Below are 23,046 nucleotides of genomic sequence, written 5' to 3' on the forward strand. Positions count from 1 at the left end.
CAAATGAATAAGCAGAAAATGACTACAGCTCAAGCATTGGTAAAGTTTCTTAACCAACAATATGTTGATGTCGATGGTGAGCAGTATCCGTTTATTCAGGGAGTATTTACGATTTTTGGCCATGGTAACGTTGTAGGTTTAGGGCAGGCGCTTGAAGAAGCACCTGGCCACCTGCGTGTCTATCAAGGGTGTAATGAGCAAGGTATGGCGCATATTGCGACGGGATTTGCTAAGCAAAAGAAACGTAAACAAATTTTTGCTGTTACCTCTTCAGTCGGCCCCGGTGCGGCGAATATGATCACCGCTGCCGCGACTGCCACGGCGAATCGTATCCCATTGTTATTATTACCGGGTGACACATTTGCTACTCGCCAACCTGACCCTGTTTTACAGCAAGTCGAACAATATGGTGATGGCACAATCAGTACCAATGATTGCTTCCGTCCTGTTTCCCGCTATTGGGATCGAATTTCGCGTCCTGAACAATTGATGGCGGCAATGGTTAATGCCATGCGAGTATTAACTGACCCTGCGGATACCGGGGCTGTAACCATTTGTTTACCGCAAGATGTGCAAGGTGAAGCGTGGGATTACCCTGATTATTTCTTTGAAAAACGTGTTCACCGCATCGAACGTCGCCCTGCAACAACGGTGAGTATCGAAGAGGCTGTTGCCCTGATTCAAAGTAAGAAAAAACCACTGTTAGTCTGTGGTGGCGGGGTGCGTTACTCTGAAGCGCATGATGCATTTGTGCAGTTCGCTGAAGATTACCACATTCCGTTTGGGGAAACCCAAGCAGGGAAAAGCGCCATTGTTGCGAGCCACCCACTGAATATGGGGGGGATTGGCACGACTGGGGGATTAGCCGCGAATTTACTGGCGAAAGAGGCTGATCTTGTTATAGGTGTCGGCACCCGTTTTACTGATTTTACAACGGCGTCGAAGTCGTTGTTTAGTCACCCTCAGGTTAAATTTTTAAACATCAATGTCGCCGAGTTTGATGCAAGCAAATTGGATGCATTAAAAGTGGTGGCAGATGCAAAAGAAGGGCTGCAAGCACTTGATGCCAAACTGAAAGGTACAGGTTATCAAGGTCAATGGGGTAATGAAATAAAACAAGCGAAAGCGCAGTGGAAAGAGGAACTCGACCGCTTGTTTAGTATTCAGTACCAGCCATTAGATTTTGTTCCTGAAATTGCAGGGCACCTTGATGATAAGCTCGAGGAATACCGTAAGGCGCTAGGAAGTGAGTTGACGCAAACCCGTGTGCTGGGGTTGATGCAGCAACATATGGAAGATAACGCCATCATTGTGGGCGCAGCGGGTTCATTACCCGGTGACTTGCAGCGTATTTGGTTACCAAAACAGCGTGATACCTACCATTTGGAATACGGTTATTCTTGTATGGGGTATGAAATTGCGGCGGCAGTCGGTGCCAAGATAGCGGCACCTAAGCAACCTGTGTATGCGATGGTTGGCGATGGTTCTTATCTGATGCTACATAGCGAGTTACAAACGGCTATCCAAGAGAACATTAAAATCACGATTTTATTGTTTGATAACGCAGGGTTTGGTTGCATCAATAACTTACAGATGAGCCAAGGTATGGGGAGTTTTGGCACAGAGAATCGCCATCGAAACCCACAAACGGGTTTAATGGATGGGCCATTAGTGAAAGTGGACTTTGCGAAAAACGCAGAAAGTTATGGCTGCAAAAGTTATCGCGTACACGATGAAGCCCAGCTTTTAGATGCCCTAGAGAGCGCTAAAGATCATCCAGGTTGTGTATTGATTGATATTAAAGTACTGCCAAAAACAATGACAAATGGTTATGAGGCTTGGTGGCGAACAGGTACGGCTCAAGTATCTGAGAAACCAGAAATTGTTGCTGCGGCAGAAAGTATTAAACAGATGGTTGAGAACAACGTTCGCCTTTATTAATGAATGTTTAGTTGCTCATTGAATGGTCATCGGCGGTAGTTAACCGCCGAGAAGCACTCTTGGGTGCTATGCCTATAAGGGGCATCAACATCGTCAGGTAGGGTCGTTATTGGAAATTTAGCAAGGATTGCGTTTCATTTTATATTCTACGTGGTTAACATTTGCGTTAGCTTTATCTATTTATGCCCAGCTTTTGCTGGGTTTTTTTTATGGTTTTAATAGTTTAAAAATTAAAAAATAGAAACGTATGTTTCGAAATATCACTTTGTTGAGTCGGGAAAAGGGATGATGAATTAAAAAAGGGATATGGAACGCAGACTTTATTGTCAAATACTGATAGGTTGCATTATTGTTTTGTGATCTAAATAACACTAAAAAACCACTTTAATGTAACATTTGTTACCTAGAGCCCAAAAACATAATTTCCAAAAAATTATAAATTGAAATGAACGTTTTGTTTGGTATATTTCATATTATCCAAATAGTGGATTTAAAGTATCAAGGAGCATTTGAATGTTCAATATAGCACTATTCGGCGCAGGACGTATCGGACAGGTTCATGCTGTTAATATTGCCGGCCATAAAGAAACCGCACTTTATTCTGTTATCGACCCTTATCAACCCAACGCGGTTGCCTTGGCTGAAAAATACCAAGCAAAAGTGCAAACGACAGAAGAAGCGATGCAAGACCCGAATGTTCACGGTGTTTTGATTGCTTCTGCGACAGATACCCACGCTGATTTAATCGAGCTTGCTGCTAAACATAAAAAAGTGATTTTCTGTGAAAAGCCAGTTCACCTTGACCTAGAGCGTGTTAAGCAGTGTATCAAAAGCGTTAAAGAACATAATGTACCATTGTTTATTGGTTTTAACCGCCGTTACGACCCACAGTTTCGCCACCTGAAAAATTTATTCCAACAAGGCGCAATTGGTAAAGCGGAATCCTTAATTATTACTTCGCGTGACCCTTCACCTCCACCAGCAGAATATGTCAAAGTATCGGGCGGCATGTTCAGAGACATGACTATCCATGATTTTGATATGGCGCGCTTTATGATTGGCGAAGAGCCATGCTCAGTTTTCGCACAAGGCAGTAATGTGGTTGACCCTGCCATTGGTCAAGCGGGCGATATCGATACGGCATTTATTATTTTGAAATTCCCATCGGGTGCGATGGCGACCATCTCCAATAGTCGCCGTTCTGGCTACGGTTATGACCAGCGCATTGAATTACATGGTGAAAAAGGCTTGTTAACCGCTGGGAACATTAAAGAAAACAGCGTTTCATTGTTAAGTGAAGCAGGGGCATTATCTGCAAAACCAGAGTATTTCTTCTTGCAACGCTACCATGAAGCTTATAAGGCAGAATGGGAGCATTTTGTGGACATTTTAGCGGGTCGTGCACAATCAGAAACGACAGGAACAGATGGTGAGTTAGCGCTGTATTTAGCGGATAAAGCACTTGAGTCACTGAAATCAGGTAAAGAAGTTAAGTTGTAGTTTGTTTCTTTGAACGTGTTTTAAATTCGATTACAAATTTGCGGGCGAAAAATAATTTCGTCCGCAGACAAAACCTAAAAGTATTTAATGATATTCAAACATCAATTAAATATAAAAAATAAGTTTTGTACTTAATAAAAAACTCTACAGACTTTTTATATTCCGATATAGATTGAGGGACTTTTACAATCTTATTTTTGCTCTATTTAATTAACTTATTGTATTTATTTATTTTAGTTTTATTTTCCTCTCGTAGGTTAATTTAAAAGCATATTAAAAGTTAATTCAATAGTGATTCAATTCAGCGTGTTAAAAAATATTTTCATTATTTAATTCCTTACATAAGGCATTTGCTTAAATACTGAAAAGGCATTTTTTGACTGACATAATGATACAAATAATAAGGTAATAATATGTCATTAATAATGAATCTCAACGAACAACAGCGAAAAAGGTTGCACCAAATTACACTGGTTGCCACTTTTGGTGGATTACTTTTCGGGTATGACACTGGTGTTATCAACGGCGCATTTTCATCACTAAAAGAAAATATGGGGCTCACACCGACCACAGAAGGTTTAGTGATGAGCGTCCTGCTAGTGGGCGCAGCCCTTGGTAGTGTTTGTGGTGGGCGTGTTGCTGACTATGTAGGTCGACGAACTTACTTACTTTATCTCTCCTTTTTATTCTTATTCGGGGCATTTTTATCCGCGGCAGCGCCGAATATTGAAGTCTTATTAGTGGCGAGGTTTATCCTTGGCTTTGCTGTTGGTGGTGCTTCTGTCACAGCGCCGACTTTTATCTCTGAAGTTGCCCCGACAGAGATGCGGGGAAAACTCACTGGGCTCAATGAGGTTGCCATTGTTATTGGGCAGCTAGCCGCATTTGCGATTAATGCCATTATCGGCTCTATTTGGGGGCATTTACCCGACGTTTGGCGCTATATGTTGCTCGTTCAAGCTGTTCCTGCATTGTGCTTATTATTTGGTATGTGGAAAGCCCCTGAAAGCCCACGTTGGTTAATGAGCAAAAATCGCCGCGAAGAAGCGCTAAAGATTTTAAAGCAAATTCGCCCTGAAAAACGTGCAATACAAGAGTACGAAGACATCGTGACGCTGTTAGACGTTGAAGCGGCAGAAGCGAAGAAAAACCCGGATGCAAACAAACGAAATTTAGCCCTTATCCTCAATACTCCGTGGATTTTAAAGTTAGTTCTCATCGGTATGGTGTGGGCAGCATTGCAGCAAACCACGGGTGTGAACGTGATCATGTACTACGGGACTGAAATCCTAAAAACAGCCGGTTTTTCTGAGCAAACATCGTTAGTTTTCAACGTACTTAACGGGGTGTTCTCTGTTGGTGGTATGGTTATCGGGGTACTTTTCTTAGTTGACCGTTTCAAACGTAAAACCCTGATTGTGGGTGGTTTCGCCTTAATGGCCTCATTGCACTTATTAATCGCTGCAACGGATTACTTCTTAACGGGGGATGTGAAAGCGACCTTAATTTGGTTATTGGGTGCGGTGTTTGTCGGGGTAATGCAAGGAACAATGGGCTTCCTGACCTGGGTTGTATTAGCCGAGCTATTCCCACTGAAAATTCGTGGGTTATCTATGGGGATCTCTGTTTTCTTTATGTGGATCATGAACGCAATTGTCAGTTACCTGTTCCCAGTGTTACAGGCAGAGCTTGGATTAGGCCCAGTATTCTTGATTTTCGCGGTAATAAACTACCTCGCCATTGTGTTTGTGGTGAAATTATTGCCTGAAACATCAAACAAATCTCTGGAACAGCTGGAAGAAGAATTGTCATCAATGTAATTACAGTGCATTCACTCTGTGAATGCACCTAATAAATTTACAAGAGGGTGGAATATGATTGAACAACTGACCACACAAAGCCTACATTTAGGTTGCCAAGCGAGAAACAAAGCCGAAGTATTGCAAATGGTTGGCGCTGAATTTAAACGAAAAGGCTATGTCGATAGGGATTGCGTCCACTTTTTAACAGAGCGAGAGCAGCAAATTTCGACCTTTTTAGGCAATGGCATTACCTTGCCACACTTACCAAAATCGGCGAATGACATTATTTTGCACAGTGGTGTGGAGATTTTTCAATTTCCTGATGGGGTAATTTGGGACCGAACAAATGTGATGTTCATCGCCATTGGCGTTATCGCAAAATCAAGGGAGCATATTGATGTGCTCAGAGAAATTGCGTTGATTTTTAGTGATGAATTTATTGCGAATGCGCTGTCACTGACCTCAAGCAAAGAGGAATTTTTGAGCATTCTTCATCGTTAATGTTCTAGCTCATAAATGCGCTCACCATGGCGGTACTGATTTGCATGGTGGGCGTAATGTTCTGAGTTTACAGCATAATTTTAGGTTTTTTTATACCGCATGCGGCGGCATAGCGAGCTAGTGTTTCGATTGTTGCTTTTTCCGCATGCCTTTCGGTTCTCGATACGGCTGAAGGGGAAATGCCTAATCGTGCTGCAATTTGAGAACTCGTTAGCCCCGCAGAGCAGCGCCATGCAAGTAATTGTTCTCTGACTCGTTCTGCGCGTAATTCGGCTTCATAAATGGCGTTGACTTCTGGATCAGATAAAATATCGTTGAGAACATCTTCCCAAGCAATTGATTTTTTACTCATCGTTTAGCATCTCCTCTAGTCGCTTTGCAGCTGAAGTTAAAATAGCTGACAGTAAAAGAGAAAATAATGATACTCAAGAGTTAAATGAAGCTATAAGTTTAATTAAGCTATAAGTGTAATTAAAACTCATACAATACCAAACACATCTCCTTTTATTTCATTTTTCATTTCATTTAGTGTCTTTTTATTGGACTTCTCATCTCTATTTATTTGGTGAAATAGAATTTTTAAACCTTTAATTCTTTATAAATTAGTAAATTACAGAAAAATCTATGCCAGATCACATAATGAAATTAATATTTCTAACTTTATTGAAAATGAAATAAATATTCCGTATAACAGTATTATCAAATCAAAAGTATTCAATAAAGCATTGGGACAGCCATTGCGCCATACAGAATGTGCGAGGGAGAGAACAAATGAAAGAAATCCGTATTGGTATGATTGGAACAGGCTACATTGGGCGCGCACATGCGATTGCTTATGCACAAGCATCAACGGTTTTCCCACTAAAAGGAAAGCTAGTTCGTGAAATGATTGCGGAAGTGACACCAGAGCTTGCGCAAACTCGTGCACAAGAAATGGGGTTTAATCGTTCAACGGATGATTGGCGCAAACTTGTAGCGGATCCAAATATTGATGTGGTGGATATTTGTTCTCCTAACTTTTTACACAAAGAAATGGCGATGGAAGCGATTAAACATGGCAAACATGTTTATTGTGAAAAGCCACTAGCCCTCAATTCCCACGATGCAAAAGAGATGGTTACCGCGGCTGAAAAAGCCGGCGTAAAAACCTTGGTTGGGTTTAACTATATGAAAAACCCAACGGCGCAATTAGCAAAAGAGATCATCGAAAATGGCGAAATCGGCAATGTGATCCATTTCTACGGCACACATAATGAAGACTATATGGCTGATCCAACGGCACCTATTCATTGGCACTGCTTTAAAGAAAAGGCAGGGTTGGGTGCGTTGGGGGATCTATCTGCTCACATCATCAATATGGCGCAATATTTAGTGGGCGATATTGAAACGGTGTGTGGCGATATGGAGATAGTCATCAAAGAACGTCCAGAAAAAGCAGGTTCGTCAGTGATGGTTGCGGTAGAAAATGAAGACCAAGCTCATGCGATGGTGCGTTTTGCGGGTGGTGCGATGGGGGTTATCGAAACTTCTCGCATTGCATCTGGCCGCAAAATGGGGCTGACCTATGTGGTCACGGGCACCAAAGGCACGTTGTCATTTACCCAAGAGCGAATGGCGGAATTAAAACTGTATCGCCATGATGAGCCATCAAACCGCCAAGGGTTTAAAACTATTTTAGTTGGGCCTGAGCACCCAGATTATGCGCCATTTTGCGGCGGTGCAGGTCATGGAATTGGGTTTAACGATCAAAAAACAGTCGAAGTACGCGATTTAATTGATGGTGTCGCGACAGGCAAAGGCATGTGGCCAGACTTTGAAGAAGGTTGGAAAGTATCGCGTATTTTAGATGCCATCGCCCGCTCTTATGAAGAGCAGCGCTGGGTCAAAGTAAAAGAAATCAATTAATTCTGTTGTAGTTAAGGGGTAATTAATGGATAAGCAGAAGAAGTTAGATGTTATCTGTATGGGCCGTATTGCCGTTGACCTGTACGGACAACAGATAGGTTCTCGTTTAGAAGATATGAGCACGTTTGCCAAATATTTAGGCGGCTCATCAGGTAACGTTGCATTCGGTACAGCAATACAAGGTTTGAAATCATCAATGTTAGCCCGTGTGGGGGATGAACATATGGGGCGCTTTCTACGCGAGGAATTACAACGCGTAGGGTGCGATACCAGCCACCTGATCACGGACAAAGACAGATTAACCGCATTAGTGATCTTAGGGATCAAAGACCAAGATACTTTTCCGTTGATTTTCTACCGTGATAATTGTGCTGATATGGCCATTACTCCGGATGATTTCACGGAAGACTATATTGCCTCTTCCCGCTGCTTAGCGATTACGGGTACGCATTTATCGAACCCGAAAACCCGCGCGGCGGTATTAAAAGCGCTGGAATATGCGAAACGCAATAATGTGAAAACCGCGATTGATATCGATTACCGACCGGTGTTATGGGGGTTAACCTCTTTGGGTGATGGCGAAACACGCTTTATTGCCTCAGACAGTGTAACGCAGCAACTGCAAGACGTATTATCGATGTTTGACCTGATTGTGGGAACCGAAGAAGAGTTTCACATTGCAGGAGGAACAACCGATACCATCCAAGCACTGAAAAATATCCGCAAATTAACGGATGCAGAATTAGTGTGTAAACGCGGTTCATTAGGGTGCTCGGTATTTAGTGGTGCGATCCCAGAGACTTTAGACGAAGGCATTACAGTGCACGGTGTTAGAGTCGATGTTCTTAACGTGTTAGGCGCGGGTGATGCGTTTATGTCTGGCCTGTTGCGGGGCTATCTAAATGGAGATGGTTGGGAAAAAGCTTGTGCCTACGCCAATGCGTGTGGTGCGCTGGTGGTTTCACGCCACGGCTGTGCGCCAGCAATGCCAACGAAGGTTGAGTTGGATAACTACCTTGAGCGTGCAGCGGCAGTGCCGCGCCCAGACCTCGACCCAGTATTAAACCACTTACACCGTGTGACGACACGCAGCACACAATGGAACGAACTGTGTGTGATGGCATTTGACCACCGCATCCAATTTGTGGATATGGCACGCGCTGCTGGAGCCGACATTTCCTGCATCCCGCATCTGAAAAAACTGATTTTCCGTGCCAGTCTTGAAGTGTCGCAAGAAGCGAATTTACAAGGTAAAGCGGGTTTGCTGTGTGACAGTACCTTTGGGCAAGATGTGCTCAACGACGTAACAGGGCGTGGCTGGTGGATTGGCCGTCCAATCGAGTTACCTGCATCAAGACCATTGTGCTTAGAACATGGCAATATCGGTTCACAGCTGATCAGTTGGCCGAAAGAGCATATCGTAAAATGTTTGGTGTTCTTCCACCCAGAAGACAACCACCCGCTGCGCTTAGAGCAAGAAAAAACGGTGCAAGAGGTGTACAGCGCATGTTGCCAATCAGGCCATGAGTTATTGCTTGAAGTGATTTTACCTGCGGACATGGAACGCACTGACGAGCTGTATTTACGTGCCATCAAGCGCTTCTATAACTTAGGCATTAAACCCGATTGGTGGAAGCTGCCACCGTTGCAAGCCGAAAATTGGGATGCGGTGGATGCCTTAATTCAAGAGCGTGACCCGTATTGCCGCGGAGTCGTGTTATTAGGGCTAGACGCGCCGCAAGACGAACTGCAAGCAGGCTTTAATGCCGCCGCAGGCAAATCAATCGTTAAAGGATTCGCAGTGGGTCGTACGTTGTTCGGTAAACCTTCTTTAGAATGGATGAAAGGTGAGCTGAATGATGACGAACTCGTGCAGAAAATAAAAACAAACTATTTAAACCTGATTGCCCTATGGCGTCAGCGTAAATAATATCCCTCTTACCTACACAGGAGCTTCATCATGGCAATCCAACTTGGTATCAACCCTTTGACATGGACCAATGATGATTTACCCACTCTGGGGGCGGAAACGTCACTAGAAACTTGTTTGACCGAAGGCCGTCAGGCAGGGTTTGCTGGCTTTGAATTGGGGAACAAATTCCCACGTAAAGCCGATGTTTTAGGGCCAATTTTAAAACAGCACGACTTACAATTAGTCTCTGGCTGGTATTCGGGGGAGCTATTAACCCGCAGTGTAGAAGAAGAAATTGAAGCTGTGCAAGGGCACTTAGCGTTATTGCGTGACCTTGGTGCTAAAGTGATGGTGTTTGCTGAGGTTACCCATTGTATTCATGGGGATCAAAACAAACCCGTGCATATGCGCCCACTGTTCCCAGCGGACAAATGGGAAGAGTACGGTAAAAAACTGACAGAGTTTGCGAAATATACGTTATCTCAAGGCGTTAAAATTGCCTACCATCACCATATGGGGACGGTGATTGAATCGGCTGAAGATGTGGATAACCTAATGAAATATACGGGTGATGAAGTCGGTTTATTGCTTGATACAGGTCACTTAACATTTGCAGGGGCAGACCCTGTAGAAGTCGCGAAACGTTGGGCAAAACGCATCAACCACGTGCACTGCAAAGACGTACGTGCCGATGTGCTCAATGATGTGAAAAACCGTAAAACGAGTTTCTTAGATGCGGTACTGGCAGGGGTCTTTACCGTACCGGGTGATGGCTGTGTTAACTACCCAGAAGTTTTCAAAGTATTGAAAAATAGCCAATATGAAAATGGCTGGTTAGTGGTAGAAGCGGAGCAAGACCCGGCAATTGCGCATCCACTGACGTATGCGACTTTAGGATATAACAATTTACACAAGTTAGCGAAAGACGCAGGCCTCATCTAAACCTTCGTCACATTTCAGTCTGTGATGTTGTTGGTCTCGTTTACCATCCCTAGATATTGATTTGTGCGTTTCTAGGGATTGGTACTTTTGATCACAAACGCATATTAGATATGCGCTAAAAGTTAATAAAATAGGTTGTGAACAACGGTCACAACCTGAAAAAAGCTAGAGGAAAGTTATGTCAAAATTACTGTCGAAATATCATGCTCCAGATGCACATAAGCGTACTCAGCATATCACGCCACAGATTGCCAACTGGGGATATGTACACTTTGATGTGTATGAACTGAAACAAGGAGAATCCATTTCTTTACCTGCGTCTGAAAACGAAATGTGTTTAGTCTTAGTGGCAGGTAAGGCGACGATCAAAACGCCAGATCAAACGTTTGAAAATATTGGCGATCGCATGGATCCATTTGAGCGTAAAAAACCGTATGCGGTGTATGTGACGGCGCAAGAATTTGCAGAAGTTAAAGCTGAAACGGCTTTAGAGCTTGCCGTGTGCAGTGCGAAAGGCAAAGGCACTTACCCAACCCGTTTAATTGGCCCTGATGATATTGGTGCAGAACAACGTGGTCATGGTTATAACAAACGTTATGTCCACAATATTTTGCCTGATGATAAAGCCGCAGACAGTTTGTTAGTGGTGGAAGTGTTTACGGATGAGGGATGCACCAGTTCATACCCAAGCCATAAACATGATACCGATAATGAACCGAATGAAACCTATTTAGAAGAAACCTATTATCACCGTTTGAACCCATCCCAAGGTTTCTGTATGCAGCGTGTTTACACTGACGACCGTGAATTAGACGAATGTATGGCGGTGTATAACAAAGATGTGGTTATGGTGCCAAAAGGGTATCACCCAATGGCAACGATGGCAGGCTACGATAACTACTATTTGAATGTGATGGCAGGACCAACACGTAAGTGGTTATTTACATGGGAAAAAGACCATAATTGGGTCAATAGTGACGTGTATGCCGCCAAGCACAAAGCGCAGTAAGTTGTTACCTGTAGTCACCTGTAGTCGTGAATAAAGTTATAAGCACCAAATCTGTTATCTATTTTGCCGGTAAATTATTTACCGGCTTTTTTATCTGTCATTAATAAGCCGCTGTAAATTGTTGGCGAACAAATTGGGCATTATTGACTTCATCAAGGATAGCAACGGCAAAATCTTCCACAGAAATTTTCGCAGGCACATTGCCATTCATCAATAATTCAGTGCCACCCAAACGGAACGTTTCTGTGCGTTCACCGGGTTCTAACATGGCAGCGGGGGACACATAAGTCCAGTCAAGGGTATCGATAGTTTGCAACTGGTTTTTAAACTCACGCATTGCCTGTGCGCCGGGTTTGATTTCGGCTGGGAAATCAGGCGAATCAATTAAATCCATATTAGGGGCAATTTTTAAACTACCCGCGCCACCGACCACAATAAAGCGTTTTACCGAAGCTTTTTGTACCGCTTGCAAAATAGCGTTATTCCCTGTGACCGTGTCTTGGTACAAGTTCGGATTTTGCCAGCCGCCGTTAAACGCACTGATCACCACATCTTGGCCTTTCAGGCGAGATGTTAGCCACGCGACATCGGTAATATCCCCAGATTCTGTTATCAAATGAGCATGTTGTGGCAGGGTGTTGCTATGGCGAGAAATGGCAGTCACTTGGTGATGGCGGTGCAGCGCTTCTGCAACTAATGCTTTTCCCACAAAACCGGTCGCACCAATGATCGATATTTTCATACGGAACCCCTAGTGTGTGACACACTGTTGTTTGATTGATTTTGTAAATATCATCTAATTAAAGTATAGGGCAGATTTATCTTCCGCGGAATGTACTTAGTGCGTTTTCTTGACATCATTCGCCAGTTTTATGGGTGCAAGACGTGTTTGCAAAGGGCAACGACATGTTCCGTTCTTGCTTCGAGTGTGGGTGTTAACCCCGCAGGGGAGAGCCCTAGGGAAATTTGCCGCAATGGCTCAGCAATGGCCATGGATAAGATTAAATCGCTGAGTACCATAAAATCTGCTTGTTTAATAAGCTGCTTTTTCTCATGACGAACTAACCACTGTGCCAACAGTTGGCGGCTACGTTCAATGCCACTTTTTTGGTATTTATCGAGCAAAATGTGTTTTTGCTTGAAATCGGTTTGCAATAAACGAAAGAGCCCAACAGCTTCATAAGACAAAACTTTTTGTGCAATTGCATTGATGTTTTGAGTGAGTAAGGTAAAAAAGTTATCAGTTGATTGTGCTTCTTGCTCAAACAGAGGAACAAAGCTGTCGGTCCAACTCAAAATCACCATTTCAATTAACGTTTCGCGGTTATCCACAAATCGGTAAATAGTCTTTTTCGCCACCCCTGCGCGTTTTGCCACTGTATCAATGGTGGTGGATAAGTAACCTTCCTCAAGGAGCGATTGTGCAGTGGCCTGAATAATTTTTTCTTTTAATTCAGCCTCAGGAACACTGGGTCTACCGCGTGTTGATTTGCTTGGTTCATTTTTTTGCATAAATGGCGCTCTATTTTTTTGTACTTGACTTAGGCGTATTTTAGCTCAAATATAATTAGGAAACAAATAAAGTTTCCTAATTGAGGTGAAAAATGAAAACGAATACAGCTTGGGCCGTTGAAAATGTGAATGACTTACTGTTACCCGCACCATTACGGTTAGAGATGGGGATTGAAAGGGATGAAAATGGGTTACTCACTGTTGCAGTCCGAACGGACTTACACGGTTGTAAAGGCCGAATGTTAGAGTGGTGGTTTACGTTTTTTGAAACGACTCAGCACATTCGCTGGTGGCACCCCCATGACCATGTCGCCCATCATGGTTGGGATGACAAATGGAAAAAAGGGGAGAGCTACATTGGCGCATCAATTCATGCAGTTGAATCATTGGGAGAAATTCCACCTGTTGCGGCTAAATTGAAATTTCGCGAAGCCAGTGACTTTTTTGATTCGAACGCATTGAAACAAGCGATTGAAAACCAATCAATCTCAGGGGCTGTCTGCGCTTCAATTGGCTTTGGGGACAATGTGTTGATGGATGCCGAAGGCTACCCTGTTGATGGCAAAATGATGCACATTACGCGAGACACTGAGTTTGGTTGCGTTTTGCGGAGTCGTTTTTTACTGGGCGCTTCATTAACAGACCCAGTGAATGAATTGCCCGACCATATTGGCCTTGAATTAATGCGCCATTGTTATAACGAATTTACCTATCTATCGCGTTTCTTACCGTCTTTATATTACGGGGAACACGCGAATAATGAGAAAGCCCCTCTACCTTGGTAAATGAGGCCGCCGTGGGAAATTAGCTTTTTTCCACGGTTTGCTCAGGTGTGTTTCCCTCGCGGAACAACTTCAAAATAATACTCGTCACAATGGCAATTACACCGCCCAATGCCGTTTCTAATACACGGTCGAACAGTAATTCATAGGTCGGATGGCGCCAATACACCACTTGTTCAAGCACGGAGAGTATTAAACTCGTTACAACAAAAGTCATAAACGTATATCCGTGATGGAAACTCATTGGCATTAAAAATGCAAAAACCACCATCGCAATTAACCCGATATACGGCATGAGTGGGGTATTAAATAAAAAATAGAGTAATAAAACAGAAATCAGGCTACCTAAGACTCTCTGCAAGGTAATCTTAATAATGCTTTGTGATTTGGGATGTAAAACAAACACAAAGGTCAGCAGTGTCCAATAAAAATGCCCAAGGTCGATAAAGCGTGGAATAGCAAGTGCGAGCAATAATCCCAGTGCATAGGTCATTGACCGAGGAATAATGTTTTTACGCAGAGTAAATAAATTGCGTTCAACCAAGGTGCTGGTGATCACACTGTGGCGTGTCATTTTATGGCTAAGCACATAATAGGTAATCAGTGTCACAGCACTGCCAATAATAAAGCCTAGCGCTAGGCTTTTAGAGATATCCGGTAAGATCGTCCCAATTGTTGACATGATAATCATAAATTTCATGGTTAAATCCATGGCGGGATCGGTGCCGTACAATTGATAATAAATAAACGAGAAGATGGCGAGGTAAATATAAAAAGGAATACCCAGACGCAGGGTATCACCGATGAAAATTGCCGCTAAGATCATCAGTAAACAAAACGCGGTGTAAGCATAATTTTTATACTCTTTCGCCGCATTGAATAAATTAAAGGAATATAAGGTTGAGAAGGCCGCCCACATGGCAGCTTGCGCATCTAAAATGGCAAAAGCTGCTGCCGCACTGAAAAACATGCAACTGGTAAAGATAATCCCATCGTGAATAGCCGGAAATGTTCTCATAATACGATGCTCATAAACCGATTTTAACTTATTAATTAATAAGGTAATTAAATAATAAGCATCACGGGATTACAAGGGGGAATGTGTATTTTGTCTGATTGGGAATAAATGTTATTGCACAAGTAAAGTGGAGGTAACTTCTGTTTTTATATAGCAAAAAAGGCATAATAGGCAAAGAGCAGTCGTAACAATCATAAAGGTAAAAAAATGCAAATAATCAATCCTCATGATTTTGTTTGGGTCGGCAGTAATGAAGACGTCGAGATAGAATCACTCCCCGAATGGGTTGGCGTACAGTGGAATAGCAAACTGCCACTGACGGTGTACCGTGACAAGGCTGAAGACGGTAAGGTGACAGTCGCAATACGGGGTATCAAGCCACATCAACGCGTTACGACTCAAATTAAAAAATCAGCAATCACTCACATCATGAATGTTGAGTCATTGGTGGCTGACTCCGTTGAATTGCAACGGTCGATGTTTATTGCATTGCCACCTGTACAAGTTTTATGGTTGATTTCACAAACCAAATGGCCGTGGATATGGGGCGTGGCGGGGAGCTGCGCTTATACACTGGCAACAGATATTCAAAGCATGCTATCTGATTGCGACCTCGATGTGGTGCTGCGTTGCCCAACGCGCCATCAAAAAGAAGATTTTGCTGAATTTGCCATCAAAGCTAATACACCTTATTGCCCCATTGATATTCATGTGGAAACGCCGAAAGGCGGTTTTTCATTAGCTGAGTGGTTTAAAAACGATCAGGTCACATTGCATACACCACAAGGGGATGTGATGACAGCAGATCCGTGGGATGAATCGCTTTAAAGGGTCACTGTCGTAAAAATGTACGGGTTTCGTTTGCTTGTTGAACGCATTGTTTAATAATTAATTTTGATGTTCGTACAGGTGATTTTTTACCGAGCAATAACGGGTTGAAAATAGCGCAGAGGGAAAAGACTCTGCGCTATTTTTTTTAATGAGAAATATGGGGTTCTTGAATACCAGCTTGTCGCCATTCTTGCATCGCAGGCAAACTTAGTATGCGGGCAACCCATTGTTGTGCCGCGACATTGACTGGCAACTGGTAACTGTGGATACGAAATGCGACAGGGGCATAAAACGCATCCACTGCGGTAAATTCATTCCCTGCCAGCCAAGGGCCGCCAAATTTTTCCAGCCCTTCTTGCCATAGCTGTGAAATTCGGTCGAGGTTAGCCTGCAACTCACGAGAGATTTCGTTTAACGGGGCATTGCGAGAAACATCCATTGGGCATTGTTGACGTAAGGTGGTGAAACCTGAGTGCATTTCAGCGCTGGCGCTACGTGCCCAAGCCCTCGCTGCACGGTCTGTTGGCCACACTTGCGGATACTCTTCTGCCACATATTCACAAATCGCTAAAGAATCCCAAACGGTTTGCTTTCCGTCTACTAAACAAGGGACTAACCCCGTTGGTGAAAAACGGCTAAATTTATCATGGCTACTTTTACCATTTTCAAAAAAACAGATATTTTCTTCAAAAGGAATTTGCAGTGCTTTTAATAAAACCCAAGGGCGTAATGACCAAGAAGAGTAATTTTTGTTAGCAATCCAAAGCGTATACATAGGCAAACCTGCTCATCAAAGAAAAAGGGTGGGAAAGGGATAATACCAATGTAAAAGGAAGATGGAGGGTCTACAAATGTTTTTTATCGCAAAAAAGAATATAACGAATAGGAATAAGATAGAATGAATCGTGCTATTAAAAAATAACCGGACACAGTGATTTACAAAACTGGAAAAAACTTTATTCAAATTTTATTATTTAATATAGACAAAATAGAATAATAAACTATTTTTTATAATGGTGATCGTATTTGAATATCTTCAACAAAATATTTGTTTAACTTTGGGATAGGAATAAAATTAATTTCACCTTATGATTATTACGGCTTAGTTAATTAAATATCACCTTCATCTCTAACTGGTTTTTTATCATGCAATGGAAAAATAATACAACCCGTTATGGGCACATTTCGCTGCTCATTCACTGGTTAGTCGCGATTGTCGTATATGGAATGTTTGCCTTAGGTTTATGGATGGTGACTCTGGGCTATTATGATAGCTGGTACCACCAAGCACCAGAAATTCATAAAAGTATAGGAATATTATTATTTATTGTTATGGCATTTCGTGTGATTTGGCGATTTATTTCACCACCACCAAAGCCATTATCAAGCTACAGTAAATTAACGAAAGTCAGTTCTATTACTGTTCAAATTCTGATTTATATTATTTTATTCAGTATTTTGATTAGCGGTTATTTAATTTCGACCGCTGATGGACAACCAATCAGTGTATTTGGTTGGTTTGAGGTTCCCGCTTTATTTACTGGCGCTGCAACACAAGCCGATACCGCCGGTGAAATTCACTTGTACCTTGCTTGGGCGGTAGTTTTATTGTCAGTTTTACATGCGTTTGCCGCATTTAAACATCACATTTTTGATCGTGATATTACATTAAAAAGAATGTTGGGTTTTAACCCCGATAAGTAACGTGGAGATAATTATGTTGAAGAAAACGGTTCTTGGTCTGGCTTCTGGTGCACTATTTTTAACGGCAGGTTCTGCACTTGCTGAAACTTACCAATTTGATAAGCAAGGCCAACACGCTTTCATCGAATTCCGTATTCAGCACTTAGGTTATAGCTGGGTATACGGTAGCTTTAAAGATTTTGATGGTAACTTTACTTATGATGCAAAAGACCCAGCAAAAGATAAAGTTGAAGTGACGATTAAAACAGGCAGCATCGACACTAACCACGCTGAGCGTGATAAGCACTTACGTAGCGCAGACTTTTTAAATGCCTCTAAATTCCCAGAAGCGAAATTCGTTTCAACGGAAGTGAAAAAAGACGGCGAAACTTACAAAATTACCGGTGATTTCACCTTAAATGGTGTAACGAAACCAATCACATTAGATGCAAAACTTATGGGTGAAGGTAAAGACCCATGGGGTGGTTACCGTGCAGGTTTCGAAGCGCAAGGTAACATCAAACTGAAAGAGTTTAACATCAAGTCTGATTTGGGCCCTAAATCCCAAGAAGCTCAACTGTTAATTTCAGTTGAAGGCGTTCAGGCTAAATAGTTTTATTCAAACACCCTCGGGGAGATAAACCTCGAGGGTGTTTTTTATTATAAAATAATGAATTGATTTTTTGTGGCAAATACCCTCGCCTTTACCTTGCAATTTCCCTTATTCCTATAGCGAGCCCGCATTGATACAGGCTAAAATAGTCAATATCACTTTTTTCAGGTTAATTCAGAATGTTATCGTAATGCACACTATAATTACTTAAGTGACTTTTTGTCAGTGAGTGATTGGATGTGATGAAAAGATAACCTAATAGCGTGAAAGTTAGCATCGTAATTCGTTTGATTAAGAAAAGGCAGGGCGACTTTGAATACAAATAGTTCACGTAAAACCGCATTGATTGTTAGCATCATTTTTATTGCATTTGCAGTCGGTTTTTACTGGTTAAGCAAAGATAACAATGTGTTATCGACTGAGAACAATACCGCTATCCATTCGGAAGCATTAGCGCAAGCTGAAAAAGAGCTGCCGATTATTGCAACCGTGAAAAAAATTAGCCCTGAAACCTACCAAAGTTTTGAACACTTAATCACGCAGTATGATCCCGAAAATGAAGATATTCGTCGCCAGCTATTCGACCAAGTTGTTGGTGGTGTGATGAAGCTCGTTGTTGAGCGCATGGAATATGCATCTGATGATGCAGTGATTAATTTTACCAGTAAGGTCAATGATTACCTTAAAGTGTTATTAGAAGAAGACCCAACGGGAAAAACCTGTTTTTACTCACTGTTTCCACATTTAAGAGAAACGGCTGAAATCATCCCTCCGAAAAAAAGCCAAGCGGTATTATTAAAACAAATTCAAGCCACTAATGAGTTATTGATTTCCAGTGAAGCGGGTAAAACTCAAGCATTGATGTCACCGACAGAATATACAGAAACACTGGCACAATTAGCCTCTGGCCTAAGCGCTAAATATGGTGCAGATGCAGCAATTCTTGGGAATTTGAGTGCAGGTAAAAAATCCCCTGCATTAGCATGCCAAGTATCGATTAGTTTTTATGATGAAATTCTTGCGATCCCTGACAATGGGAAAAAAGCGGCCTTATTGCGCTCTTTATTTTCATCGGTAAATAACTAATTTAGTGATAAAAAAATGGCACCCTGAGAGGGGTGCTATTACTACGTATTATCAATTATTACATTTATTTTATTCACATCTCCTGCCATTTTTTATACTTTATCTGTACAAAACTCATTATTTCAATTTATGTAGTATGCTTACTATATCAATCTGTTAGTTTTATCTCTCTTGGAGGTGGCATGAAGTTCGTTCAAAAAAGTATTGTGACGCTCATTACCCTAGCGGCAATTTCTTTGCCAGCCGTGGTTAGCCAAGCTTGTACCCGTGTTGTGTATTTGGGGGAAAATGAGCAAATCATGACAGGGCGAACCATGGACTGGAAATATGATATCGGCACGAATCTTTGGATTTTTCCGCGTGGTATGACGCGAGATGGTGTTGCTGGGCCGAATTCAGTGAAATGGAAATCAAAATACGGCAGTGTGATTGCGTCTGGGTACGATATTTCGACCACTGATGGGGTTAATGAAGAAGGATTGGTTGCCAACCTACTTTGGCTAGCAGAGTCAAAATATCCGCAAGTAAATGATAAACAACCGGCGTTATCAATTTCATTATGGGCACAGTATGTTTTAGATAACTATGCGACTGTTGCCGAAGCGGTTGAAGATCTTGAAAAAAATCCATTGCTGGTGGTTACTGATAATGTTCCCGGTCAAGACCGTTTAGCCACCTTGCATTTGTCTATTTCAGATGCCAGCGGTGACAGTGCAATCATCGAATATATCGATGGTAAACAGGTTATCCATCATAGCCGTAAATACCAAGTAATGACCAACTCGCCAACCTATGAAAAACAATTGGCAATGCAGGAATATTGGCAAGGTATTGGTGGCACCGTCATGTTGCCGGGGACAAACCGTTCGGCGGATAGGTTTGCTCGTGCGCAGTTTTATGTCAATGCCATTCCACAAAACACCACGGCAAATAAAGCGGTTGCGAGTGTGTTTGGGGTGATCCGTAATGTCTCTGTGCCTTATGGTTTAAGCTCTGAATCTTCTCCAGAAATATCTTCAACTCGTTGGCGTACACTGGTGGACCATAAGCGTCAATTATACTTTTTTGAATCAGCGCTCACGCCAAATATCTTTTGGACGGATTTAGCGAAAATTGATTTTTCGGCTGAAACTGGGAAAGTGAAAAAGTTGGATTTGGGTGAAGAACAAAGTCATATCTATTCAGGGGATGCCACCAATAACTACGTGGTGGCAAAACCATTTGAATTCTTAGGGCTTAGTGCAAAACAATTAGGCTATTAGTGCCCAATTTTGCTGTATCAACCTGCGGCAATTGCTGTAGGTTGATATGCATCAAAGCCTCAGTAATTTATTGATGAATACTTTGCAGATAATAAACGAACAGTATAAGATGCATTTAAAATGCAACTTATTGGTGATGATATGAACGAGCTAGTGTGTTACAAGACCATGCCTGTCTGGGATAAAGCGTCTCTTCCGTTAATGTTCCAAGAACGTCATAACACAAAAGAAGATTCTTATGCGCAATTGAAGGTGCTGCAAGGGTCTTTGGATTTCATTATTTTTAATGATGATGGTAGCGAGCAACATTTTACGTTTGATGTAAACAACCAGCCACCAATAATAGAACCGCAAGTTTGGCACCGAATTGCGGCGTGTAGTGATGACATGCAGTGCCAGCTTTCATTTATGTGCAAGCCTGAGCTTAAATTTTTTAAAGAATACGGTTTGACGACTCCACATTCAGAAGTGCGTTATCTGTGTGAAAATAACCTTTCTAAGCCATGTAAAACATTGGATCTTGGTTCAGGACGTGGCCGCAATAGCTTCTACCTCGCTTTACAAGGGTATGATGTCACTTCAGTTGATATCAATCCGCAACATATTCAGGCAATTGATTTTGTTAAAAAACAAGCGGGTATTGAAAATATCAACACCGCGGTTTATGACATCAATAGCCATCAAATTCAAGGCGATTACGATTTAATCATTTCCACCGTAGTATTAATGTTCTTACAGCGGGAAAAAATTACCGATGTGGTAAGAAACATGCAAGAACATACATTATCGGGCGGGATAAACGTCATTGTTTGTGCGGTTGAAACACCAGACGCACCAATGGATTTAGTACCATTTAAGTGTTTCTTGAGACCTGGTGAGTTAGAAGGCTATTACCAAGATTGGGAAATCTTAAAATACAACGAAAACCCAGGCCATTTGCACCGCACAGATGCGCAAGGTAATCGCATCAAATTAAACTTTGCGACATTAATTGCCAAAAAGAAATAAACGATGATTAAGAGAAAGGGGCTAACCAAAGCCCCTTTTTTATGCGAAAAATTAAGCTTCAGCGGCTTTTTCTTTATCACTACGCGCTAAGGTTCTTTCTAACAGAACAGCGTATAACGGTCGACCGCCTAAGAATTGTGCCATCATGGTGGCGCCAATACAGGTAATAATCATTGGTAGGATTAACTGATAATTATCGGTCATTTCTAATACTAATACGATCCCTGTAAGAGGTGCTCTGACAGTAGCTGCAAATAATGCGCCCATTCCAGCGATAGCAAATGTCCCTACCTCAATTTGGTATTCAGGGAAAATGGCTAATGCACTGTAACCAAAAATCCCGCCAAATAAGGTCCCTAAAGCCAATAGCGGTGAAAAGATCCCGCCGGGTGCCCCTGAGCTAAAACTAATGGTTGAAGTTAGAAAACGCAGTGCAAAAAATAGCAATAAGAAAGTGACAGTAAAGCTGCCTGCGACCATCTGGTGGATCACGGCATAACCGCCGCCCACAATTTCAGGCATATAAACGCCAATTGCCCCGCAAAGGCCGCCAATTAACCCGCCCATAAGGACAAAACGTGAAAGTTTGTTTTGGTAAAAACGTTGAAACTGACTTTGTAGAAATAGCAAAAAGCGGTTAAAGCAAATCCCGATAACACCAAACAACATACCTAATACAAGGTATAGCCACAGGGTATTCATCGGCGCTGCGGAGAATTGCCCAATATTGAGTACTGCGGCTTCACCGTTGATTAAGCGGTAGACTATTGTTGCGGTGACGACACCAATAAATACCGCTTTAATAGAGATTAAACTGTATTTAAATTGCGGGCGCATCTCTTCGATAATAAATAATATCCCCGCAAGTGGGGCATTAAATGCGGTCGCTAAACCCGCCGCTGCTCCCGATGCTAATAATGTATGGCGGGATTCATTATCTTTTAGGCGAAAAAGGTCATAGAACATTTGGCTAATATTGGCACCCAATTGTACTGTTGGGCCTTCACGGCCTAAAACCATTCCTGAGCCTAATGTCCCAAGTCCACCAATAAATTTTACGGGGATCACTCGCCACCATCTAACAGGGCGCAAATCTTGTAAAGCGCCTTCAATTTCAGGGATCCCTGACCCTCCAGATTCTGGAGAAAAGCGTTTTACAAGGTAATAGCCAATCATCGCCAAAATGGCAGAAACAAAAAACATAGCGATCACAACCAGCCATTTATTGCTGACCAGTTCACCCACCGATTGAACACGTGAATTACTGACCCAGGTTGTACCCATTTCAAATAAAGAGCCAACTAACCCTACAAATGCACCAATAATGGCAGACAGTAAGAGGATCTTTAATGGCGTTTTATCTGAGCTTTTTATTCGTGAGAATAGCCCCTTAGCTGAAGAGGGAGTAGATTTTGGGGATGAGGTTGCCTGTATCATCTTTATTTGACTCTCTAATTACGACCAAATAACAATCACTTATATTCAGTATATCAAGGCTTACTCGAAAACCATCATAAGAAATGATTTTTTCATCGATTTCGGCGATAGGGAACAAAAATAATACAGGAAAAAGGAGGATTTGTTTATTTAGCATACTTTTATTGATGTGAATAGTTCTCATTAACATTGAATATTAATGTAGATCAATAAATGGTTAGATAACTTCAAAATGCCTCTTTTTTATTCTAATAAAGAGCGTAATCTTAATGTTGTATTTAAAATGCAACTTTAAGAGGCGA

At 42.1% G+C, this 23,046-nt stretch carries 21 protein-coding genes; 15 read left to right on the plus strand and 6 right to left on the minus strand.

Translation table 11 applies throughout. From position 1 onward, the window contains the following. Window positions 1-3 precede the first annotated feature (3 nt). From iolD to AC4IFT_RS01375, 4 genes are all read left to right on the plus strand, one after another. Window positions 4-1,941: a 3D-(3,5/4)-trihydroxycyclohexane-1,2-dione acylhydrolase (decyclizing) gene (gene iolD / locus AC4IFT_RS01360; protein WP_490733711.1), complete on the plus strand. Its 1,938-nt coding sequence runs from the start codon at window positions 4-6 to the stop codon at window positions 1,939-1,941. 513 nt (window positions 1,942-2,454) lie between these two features. After that, window positions 2,455-3,441, plus strand: a complete 987-nt coding sequence (iolG, locus tag AC4IFT_RS01365) for an inositol 2-dehydrogenase (RefSeq protein WP_206082752.1) — start codon at window positions 2,455-2,457, stop codon at window positions 3,439-3,441. 413 nt (window positions 3,442-3,854) lie between these two features. Further along, window positions 3,855-5,261: a sugar porter family MFS transporter gene (locus tag AC4IFT_RS01370; protein WP_219246419.1), complete on the plus strand. Its 1,407-nt coding sequence runs from the start codon at window positions 3,855-3,857 to the stop codon at window positions 5,259-5,261. Between the two features lie 54 nt (window positions 5,262-5,315). Beyond that, on the plus strand, window positions 5,316-5,744 hold the full coding sequence (locus AC4IFT_RS01375; RefSeq protein WP_206082750.1) for a PTS mannitol transporter subunit IIA: 429 nt from the start codon (window positions 5,316-5,318) through the stop codon (window positions 5,742-5,744). A 67-nt stretch (window positions 5,745-5,811) separates the two neighbouring features. Here the strand turns inward: AC4IFT_RS01375 and AC4IFT_RS01380 are convergent, their stop codons facing one another. Continuing rightward, window positions 5,812-6,096 carry a helix-turn-helix domain-containing protein gene (locus AC4IFT_RS01380; RefSeq protein ID WP_490750437.1) on the minus strand — a complete coding sequence of 95 codons (285 nt, stop codon included), beginning with the start codon at window positions 6,094-6,096 and terminating at the stop codon, window positions 5,812-5,814. Window positions 6,097-6,515: 419 nt separating this feature from the next. Here AC4IFT_RS01380 and AC4IFT_RS01385 point away from each other — a divergent pair, with 419 nt between their 5' ends. The 4 genes from AC4IFT_RS01385 to iolB all read left to right on the plus strand — a co-directional run bounded on the left by AC4IFT_RS01385 (window position 6,516) and on the right by iolB (window position 11,512). Beyond that, entirely contained in the window at window positions 6,516-7,649 is a 1,134-nt protein-coding gene (locus tag AC4IFT_RS01385; protein ID WP_490750438.1) for a Gfo/Idh/MocA family protein, read from the plus strand. Between the two features lie 25 nt (window positions 7,650-7,674). Then, entirely contained in the window at window positions 7,675-9,579 is a 1,905-nt protein-coding gene (locus tag AC4IFT_RS01390; protein WP_490733704.1) for a bifunctional 5-dehydro-2-deoxygluconokinase/5-dehydro-2-deoxyphosphogluconate aldolase, read from the plus strand. A 30-nt stretch (window positions 9,580-9,609) separates the two neighbouring features. After that, the gene (gene iolE / locus AC4IFT_RS01395) at window positions 9,610-10,503 is read left to right on the plus strand and encodes a myo-inosose-2 dehydratase (protein ID WP_219246425.1); all 894 of its coding nucleotides are present in this window, start codon (window positions 9,610-9,612) and stop codon (window positions 10,501-10,503) included. Between the two features lie 178 nt (window positions 10,504-10,681). Then, entirely contained in the window at window positions 10,682-11,512 is an 831-nt protein-coding gene (gene iolB, locus AC4IFT_RS01400; RefSeq protein ID WP_219246428.1) for a 5-deoxy-glucuronate isomerase, read from the plus strand. Between the two features lie 100 nt (window positions 11,513-11,612). Here iolB and AC4IFT_RS01405 read toward each other — a convergent pair whose 3' ends face one another. After that, complete coding sequence (locus AC4IFT_RS01405; RefSeq protein ID WP_490750439.1) at window positions 11,613-12,254, minus strand: NAD(P)-dependent oxidoreductase; 642 nt, start codon at window positions 12,252-12,254, stop codon at window positions 11,613-11,615. A gap of 128 nt (window positions 12,255-12,382) precedes the next feature. Beyond that, window positions 12,383-13,024 carry a TetR/AcrR family transcriptional regulator gene (locus AC4IFT_RS01410; protein WP_490750440.1) on the minus strand — a complete coding sequence of 214 codons (642 nt, stop codon included), beginning with the start codon at window positions 13,022-13,024 and terminating at the stop codon, window positions 12,383-12,385. Between the two features lie 92 nt (window positions 13,025-13,116). Between AC4IFT_RS01410 and AC4IFT_RS01415 the strand changes: the two genes are divergently transcribed. Next, window positions 13,117-13,809 (plus strand): DAPG hydrolase family protein, encoded by a 693-nt coding sequence (locus AC4IFT_RS01415; protein WP_490750441.1) that lies wholly within the window; start codon window positions 13,117-13,119, stop codon window positions 13,807-13,809. 19 nt (window positions 13,810-13,828) lie between these two features. On the opposite strand, the gene AC4IFT_RS01420 is transcribed toward AC4IFT_RS01415, so the two are convergent. After that, window positions 13,829-14,824 (minus strand): FUSC family protein, encoded by a 996-nt coding sequence (locus tag AC4IFT_RS01420; protein ID WP_490750442.1) that lies wholly within the window; start codon window positions 14,822-14,824, stop codon window positions 13,829-13,831. Between the two features lie 207 nt (window positions 14,825-15,031). Here AC4IFT_RS01420 and AC4IFT_RS01425 point away from each other — a divergent pair, with 207 nt between their 5' ends. Then, a complete protein-coding gene (locus AC4IFT_RS01425; RefSeq protein WP_490733691.1) occupies window positions 15,032-15,652 on the plus strand; it encodes a malonate decarboxylase holo-ACP synthase in 621 nt (206 codons plus the stop codon). A 148-nt stretch (window positions 15,653-15,800) separates the two neighbouring features. On the opposite strand, the gene AC4IFT_RS01430 is transcribed toward AC4IFT_RS01425, so the two are convergent. Continuing rightward, on the minus strand, window positions 15,801-16,430 hold the full coding sequence (locus AC4IFT_RS01430) for a glutathione S-transferase family protein (protein ID WP_490733689.1): 630 nt from the start codon (window positions 16,428-16,430) through the stop codon (window positions 15,801-15,803). Between the two features lie 371 nt (window positions 16,431-16,801). On the opposite strand from AC4IFT_RS01430, the gene AC4IFT_RS01435 reads away from it, so the two are divergent. The 5 genes from AC4IFT_RS01435 (at window position 16,802) to tehB (ending at window position 21,307) form a co-directional block, all read left to right on the plus strand. Next, the gene (locus AC4IFT_RS01435) at window positions 16,802-17,359 is read left to right on the plus strand and encodes a cytochrome b (protein WP_219246442.1); all 558 of its coding nucleotides are present in this window, start codon (window positions 16,802-16,804) and stop codon (window positions 17,357-17,359) included. A gap of 13 nt (window positions 17,360-17,372) precedes the next feature. Beyond that, window positions 17,373-17,951: a YceI family protein gene (locus tag AC4IFT_RS01440; RefSeq protein WP_219246444.1), complete on the plus strand. Its 579-nt coding sequence runs from the start codon at window positions 17,373-17,375 to the stop codon at window positions 17,949-17,951. 312 nt (window positions 17,952-18,263) lie between these two features. Then, window positions 18,264-19,037, plus strand: coding sequence for a topoisomerase IV (locus AC4IFT_RS01445; RefSeq protein WP_490733684.1), 774 nt, complete (start codon window positions 18,264-18,266; stop codon window positions 19,035-19,037). 182 nt (window positions 19,038-19,219) lie between these two features. Then, the gene (locus AC4IFT_RS01450; protein WP_490733682.1) at window positions 19,220-20,299 is read left to right on the plus strand and encodes a linear amide C-N hydrolase; all 1,080 of its coding nucleotides are present in this window, start codon (window positions 19,220-19,222) and stop codon (window positions 20,297-20,299) included. A gap of 120 nt (window positions 20,300-20,419) precedes the next feature. Further along, a complete protein-coding gene (gene tehB, locus AC4IFT_RS01455) occupies window positions 20,420-21,307 on the plus strand; it encodes an SAM-dependent methyltransferase TehB (RefSeq protein WP_490733680.1) in 888 nt (295 codons plus the stop codon). A 51-nt stretch (window positions 21,308-21,358) separates the two neighbouring features. Here the strand turns inward: tehB and clcA are convergent, their stop codons facing one another. Continuing rightward, window positions 21,359-22,744, minus strand: a complete 1,386-nt coding sequence (clcA, locus tag AC4IFT_RS01460; RefSeq protein ID WP_490750443.1) for a H(+)/Cl(-) exchange transporter ClcA — start codon at window positions 22,742-22,744, stop codon at window positions 21,359-21,361. Window positions 22,745-23,046: the final 302 nt, after the last annotated feature.

The sequence above is a fragment of the Providencia sp. UF-183 genome (genome assembly GCF_058246155.1).